5 protein-coding genes are annotated in these 5,877 nt (G+C 48.4%); 1 reads left to right on the top strand and 4 read right to left on the bottom strand.

The annotated features are described in order from the left end of the window. Window positions 1-169: 169 nt before the first annotated feature. From FHQ23_RS06140 to argC, 4 genes are all read right to left on the bottom strand, one after another. Entirely contained in the window at window positions 170-970 is an 801-nt protein-coding gene (locus FHQ23_RS06140) for a Slam-dependent surface lipoprotein (protein ID WP_139613530.1), read from the bottom strand. A gap of 231 nt (window positions 971-1,201) precedes the next feature. Further along, entirely contained in the window at window positions 1,202-2,575 is a 1,374-nt protein-coding gene (gene argH, locus FHQ23_RS06145) for an argininosuccinate lyase (protein WP_139613531.1), read from the bottom strand. Window positions 2,576-2,674: 99 nt separating this feature from the next. Next, window positions 2,675-3,448 (bottom strand): acetylglutamate kinase, encoded by a 774-nt coding sequence (gene argB / locus FHQ23_RS06150; RefSeq protein ID WP_176552266.1) that lies wholly within the window; start codon window positions 3,446-3,448, stop codon window positions 2,675-2,677. A 12-nt stretch (window positions 3,449-3,460) separates the two neighbouring features. Beyond that, the gene (argC, locus tag FHQ23_RS06155) at window positions 3,461-4,483 is read right to left on the bottom strand and encodes an N-acetyl-gamma-glutamyl-phosphate reductase (RefSeq protein WP_139613533.1); all 1,023 of its coding nucleotides are present in this window, start codon (window positions 4,481-4,483) and stop codon (window positions 3,461-3,463) included. A 153-nt stretch (window positions 4,484-4,636) separates the two neighbouring features. On the opposite strand from argC, the gene argE reads away from it, so the two are divergent. Beyond that, the gene (gene argE, locus FHQ23_RS06160; RefSeq protein ID WP_139613534.1) at window positions 4,637-5,779 is read left to right on the top strand and encodes an acetylornithine deacetylase; all 1,143 of its coding nucleotides are present in this window, start codon (window positions 4,637-4,639) and stop codon (window positions 5,777-5,779) included. The last annotated feature ends 98 nt before the right edge of the window (window positions 5,780-5,877 follow it).

Consider the following 5,877-nt stretch of genomic DNA (forward strand, 5'->3'; position numbering starts at 1 on the left):
CGCCCGTTTGCGAAGTGTGGTATAAGCACTTAATAAATAAAGTAAAAATATAAGATGCACTTCGGGCGGATATATAATCTACCCCTACTTTTACAATATTAATCGTGTATTTTAACTTTTGTCAGCAGTCTAAAGAGCCACTGGGTTAGTGGCTCTGGTGAATTTGATATTATTGTTTGCCGGCAATAAATGCGGCGCCCCAATCGTCGTTTTCTGTTTGAGGTATCGCCATTCCGGCTAGCTGTTTAGCATTGCTACCATAAAATTTGCCATCAACATTTATTGTTCCGGGATCAACGGAAGAAGTTGCCGTACCGGAAAGGGTATTTTCGTTGATTTTTGCATTAACGGTAACGGTAACCTGATCTGCATTCAAGCTTCCGGATAACGTTTTGTTGCCAAAATCAGCGTTAAATGTGCTGGTTCCTGTAATTTGATCAGGCAAATCCGTATCAGCCGAGCCCGGGAAGATTATTGAATCGCCTTTATAAGTCACAACACCGCTTTGTGGAATGTCGTTTTTTGCTGTGACAATACCATTATAAAATAGATAAGCTGGCGCATCTTCACCTAGATCATAAAACCCGATTTTGGCAGAATCATATTTACCGCAACAAACCGTCGTTGTAACGCTGCCATCGCGAATATTGCTCCAGCTTCCGACATAAGTTCCACTTCTCATCACTTGAATGGTTTGTCCATCGACTGTGATAGTGCTGAGATTCGGAGAATTTAAGTTGGTGACGACAATATGATCGCTATCGAGTGAGGTTTTGGCTACTTGCCCCGTAGTATTATTGGTTTCCGTATTAGGTGTACTCGGCGTATCAACATTGGTCGTTGGAGAAGTGGTATTATCGTTGACTGGTGTTGCCGTATTGCCGCTGTTATCGCCACCACCGCCACTTCCGCCACAGGCAGTGATTAAGCCGAGGCAAAGTGCGGTTAAACTCAGTTTGATGAATTGCATAAGTCATTCCTTATTTATCGAGGTTATAGCCAAAAAACGCTTTAGAGCAGTCTTGTAAATATTACGTGAAGATAGCTTACACTTCAAATGGGATGCTACATGCAAGGCATAAAGTATGATCGCGATCAATTTTTGGCTGCTTTTTAGGCGTTAATCTTGGCGAGAAAAGCATAAAAAAACGCCACTGATTGTCATCAATGGCGCTATCTAAAGCGAGAGCGGAATGTTAAGTTATGCTGACCGCACTTTGGCAGCGGCAATCGCTTCAGCAACTCGTTGCGGCGCAACGCCGCCTTTGGCGCAGCGTTTGTCGAGGCAGGATTGCAGTGACAGAATCGGGTAAACATCGTGGTCGATGACCGGATTGAAACGTTTGAATTCCTCAAGGCTTAACGTTTCCAACGCTTTTTGTTGCTGAATCGCATACACCACGGCCTCGCCGACAATGTGGTGCGAGTCGCGGAACGGAATGCCTTTGGCGACCAGATAATCCGCTAATTCGGTGGCATTGGAGTAGCCTTTCAGTGCGGCTTCTTGGGTTTTTTCACGGTTGACTTTAATGTCGTCCAACACTAGTGTTGCCATATCCAAACAGTCGTGCCAGGTATCAAGTGCGTCAAAAATGCCCTCTTTGTCTTCTTGCATATCTTTGTTATACGCCAGCGGCAAGCCTTTCACCGTCATCAACATGCCGTTTAACGCCCCAACCACACGCCCGGTTTTGCCACGAATCAATTCGCAGGCGTCCGGATTTTTCTTTTGCGGCATTAACGATGAACCGGAGGTGACTTTGTCCGACAGCTCAACGAAATTGGCTTCGCCGCTGTTGAAAATAATCAAATCTTCGGCGAAACGGGAAAGATGCACCATGCTTAACGAAGCAGCAGACAGCAGTTCGATGATGTGATCACGATCGGACACCGTATCCAAACTGTTATGGGTGGCAGAGGCAAAGCCGAGATCTTGCGCCAACTGCTCACGGTCAATCGGATAGGCTGTGCCGGCCAGCGCACCGCAGCCGAGCGGACAACTGTTCATGCGCTGATAGGCATCGGCAAGGCGCGAGTAGTCCCGTTCTAACATTTCGAAATACGCCAGACACCAATGGGCAAAGGTGACCGGCTGTGCCCGTTGCAGGTGGGTGTAACCGGGCATCACCGCACTTTGATTGGCTTCGGCGGTGGCGATCAGCTTGTGTTGCAGTTGGCGGATGGATTTTTGCAGTTCGGTGACTTGCCGTTTGCACCACAATTTGATATCTAGCGCCACTTGGTCGTTACGGCTGCGACCGGTGTGCAATTTTTTGCCCAAATCGCCAACGTTTTCGATCAGTTTGCTCTCGACCCAACTGTGAATATCTTCATGATCGTCTTGCAGGATAATCTGCGGATCGGCAGCAACCACGGCGTGCAGCGCTTGCAACGCTTGTTCCAGTTGTTGCTGTTCTGCGGCAGTTAAAACCCCAACGGCAGTCAAGGCTTTCGACCAACCGATCGAACCTTCGATATCCTGTTCCGCCAAGCGGTAGTCAAACACCAATGAATCGTTAAATTGTTTAAACCGCTGATCCGCCGCTTGCGTGAAGCGTCCGCCCCAAAGTGCCATAAAATTCCTCTTTTGTTGTATTAAATTTTTAGTAACAATTTTTTAGTAACAAGACGTTGAGCTTTTTTATCCGCCCCACATTTGTTGTCTATGTGTTGTCTATGGACAAATCCGTGTGCCGACAATCTCGCCGCTTAAAAGTGCGGTCAGTTTGTCGGGGTGCTTCCAGTTGGCGATGTCCACGCCACGGCCTAAATCTTTTGCTGCTTCCAACGCCGCATTGACCTTGACGATCATGCCGTCGGTGATCACCTGGTCTGCAATTAACTGGGTGATTTGCGTGCTGTTGAGTTGCGCAATCCGTTGTTTATTGGCGTCTAACACACCGTCCACGTCGGACAACATCACCAGATCGGCATCGATCAATTTGGCGATGGTAATCGCCGCTTGATCGGCATTGACGTTCATCAAGCGCCCTTGTTTGTCCAAACCGATCGAGCTGATAATTGGCAGAAAATCCGCTTGTAACAGTTGTGTCAACAGCGTCGGATCGTTGGCGCTCACGTTAGCAACATGTCCTAATTCCTCATCAAACTGTTGTGCTTCGGTCATGTTGCCGTCGCCCAAAAACAGCCCGACCGCATTCAGCTGCATACTTAAGGCTTTTGCCAACAGAGTTTTGTTGGCAATGCCGGCCAGTGCACCGACGATAATATCAATTTGATCGCTTGGGGTGATGCGCAAACCGTTCTTTTTTGCCACCGGCAAATTCAGCTTTTTCATCAGATTATCCACCACAATGCCGCCGCCGTGTACAATCACGATTTGGCGTTTATGTTGTTGGCGATAGTGGCGAAGTGCGGTCAGCAGGTTATCCATTGCCTGCGGCGTATCGAGTAACACACCGCCGACTTTTAAGACTAAGGCTCTCATCAGCTGCTCCTATTAAAATAATCCAGCGGTTTCCGGGAAGTTATAACGGATATTGGCACATTGCACCGCCTGTGCCGACGCGCCTTTCAGCAAATTGTCTTCTGCACCGACGATAATAATGTGCTGATCTTTGACGGCAAAGGCAATATCGCAGAACGGGGTGAATTCCACCTGTTTAATCGCCGGAAAATGACGACCGCATAAGCGCACCAACGGACGGCCGTGATAAGCTTGTTCAAACGCCGCTTGTACTTGCTCGGCAGTGACACCAGCTTTCAGTTTGGCGGTGATGGTCGCCAAAATGCCACGTTTGAAATTGCCCAAGTGCGGGGTGAAGATCACGTCGCAGCCCAAATGGCTGGCGATTTCCGGCTGGTGGCGGTGGTTAAATACGCCGTAGGCATTCAGACTGACTTCGCAGAAACTGCTGGTCAGACTGGCTTTGCGTCCGGCACCGCTCACACCGCTGACGGCATTAATCACCGGCAGCTGGGAACGGTCAATCAAATCATTTTCCAGCAGTGGTTTCAGGCTCAGTTGCGACACGGTCGGATAACAGCCGGCAACCGCCACCAAATCGGTGTGTTTAATCTGTTCATGGTTCCATTCTGCCAAGCCGTAAACCGCACTTTGCAACAGTTGCGGATGTTGGTGTTCAAAGCCATAATATTGGGTATAAAATTCAGCGTTATTTACCCGATATGCCCCGGACAGATCGAACACTTGGCAGCCGGCATTGAGGAAAATCGGCGCATAATTGTGGCTGACTTCGTGTGCGGTTGCCAAAAACACAGTATCAAATTGCTGCGCCAGTTTGCCGATCTCAGTATTGTCGGCAGGCAATGGTTGCAACGGCAGATCCACCAGGCTACGCAGTTGCGGATACAGGCTGGAAATCGGTTTGTTGGCATCGGCACTGTTGCTCGAAACATACAACCCGCTCAGCTCAAACTGCGGATGACGGTTTAAAATCAGGGCGAGTTCGGCGCCAGTGTAACCGCTGGCACCGACAATGATGGCTTTTAATTTTGACATAGGGTAGGCTAATCCTTATTAAGTGGCAAAAAGTTAAAGCTATTGTATGTGATTTATACATGATTTGCACCACGTTAAATAAGTTTAAGAGTGATTAATTATGCGTTATTTTGCATAATTATTGAAATTAATCCCCTATTATCAGGAAAAAATATGTCAATACCGCACTTTCTCGAGTTATACCGCACTTTAATCGGCTTGCCGACCATCAGCAGTCTGGAGGCGGAGCAGGATCAATCCAACCGCACTTTGATTGAAACCTTGGCGGATTGGTTGGCAACGCTGGGTTTTAAAACCGACATCATCGCGGTCGAAGGCACGCGGAATAAATACAATTTATTAGCGACTTTCGGTGAGGGCGAAGGCGGGCTGCTGCTGGCAGGGCACACTGATACCGTGCCGTTTGATGCCGGACGCTGGACTTTTGATCCGTTCAAACTGACCGAAAAAGACGGCAAGTTTTATGGGTTGGGTACGGCAGATATGAAAGGCTTTTTCGCGTTTGTGGTGGATACGGTAGCGAATTTGGATCTGAGCCAACTGAAAAAACCGCTGCGTATTCTTGCCACCGCTGATGAAGAAACCACCATGCTTGGTGCACGCACTTTTGCTAAACACGCGCATATTCGCCCCGACTGTGCCATTATCGGCGAACCCTCTGGATTACAACCGATCCGTGCGCACAAAGGCTATATGGGCAATGCGGTACGGGTGATCGGCAAATCGGGGCATTCTAGCGATCCGGACAAAGGGATCAATGCGATTGAAATTATGCATCAAGCCACCACCCATCTGATTGGACTACGTGATACGCTGCGTGAAAAATACCGCCACGACGGCTTTGTGATTCCCTATCCGACCATGAACTTGGGCAATATTCACGGCGGCGATGCGCTCAATCGGATTTGCGCCTGCTGCGAGTTGCAATTCGATATTCGCCCGTTGCCGAATTTGGAATTGAAAGATTTAAACGAGATGATGCAGCAAGCGTTGCAACCGTTGATCGAACGTTGGGGCGATCGTGTGACCCTGACCGCACTTTATGAACCGATTCCCGGTTATGAGTGCCCGCATTCGGCGCAAGTGGTGCAGGTGGTAGAAAAACTGCTGGGCGAAACTGCACAAACCGTCAACTACTGCACCGAAGCGCCGTTTATCCAACAGTTGTGTCCAACCTTGATTTTAGGGCCTGGCTCGATCGAACAGGCGCACCAGCCGGATGAGTTTCTGGAAACGAAATATGTGCAACCGACCCGGGATTTATTGGCGAAGTTGATTGGGTATTTTTGTGGGTGATTGAACGACACTTTGGTTTTTTTATTACTATCGTTTTTCGCTTCACGGTAATTATACTTTGTCTTTTCTCATTTATCTAAAAGTCGCTATCGGGTTTC

It is taken from the genome of Testudinibacter crocodili, assembly GCF_006228025.1.
In the GTDB taxonomy this organism is placed as follows: domain Bacteria; phylum Pseudomonadota; class Gammaproteobacteria; order Enterobacterales; family Pasteurellaceae; genus Chelonobacter.

What these genes read in the sequence shown, in the direction of transcription:
- argE (WP_139613534.1), top strand. Translation starts at nt 4,637, where the DNA reads ATGTCAATACCGCACTTTCTCGAGTTATACCGCACTTTAATCGGCTTG.
- argB (WP_176552266.1), bottom strand. Translation starts at nt 3,448, where the DNA reads ATGAGAGCCTTAGTCTTAAAAGTCGGCGGTGTGTTACTCGATACGCCG.
- argH (WP_139613531.1), bottom strand. Translation starts at nt 2,575, where the DNA reads ATGGCACTTTGGGGCGGACGCTTCACGCAAGCGGCGGATCAGCGGTTT.
- argC (WP_139613533.1), bottom strand. Translation starts at nt 4,483, where the DNA reads ATGTCAAAATTAAAAGCCATCATTGTCGGTGCCAGCGGTTACACTGGC.
- FHQ23_RS06140 (WP_139613530.1), bottom strand. Translation starts at nt 970, where the DNA reads ATGCAATTCATCAAACTGAGTTTAACCGCACTTTGCCTCGGCTTAATC.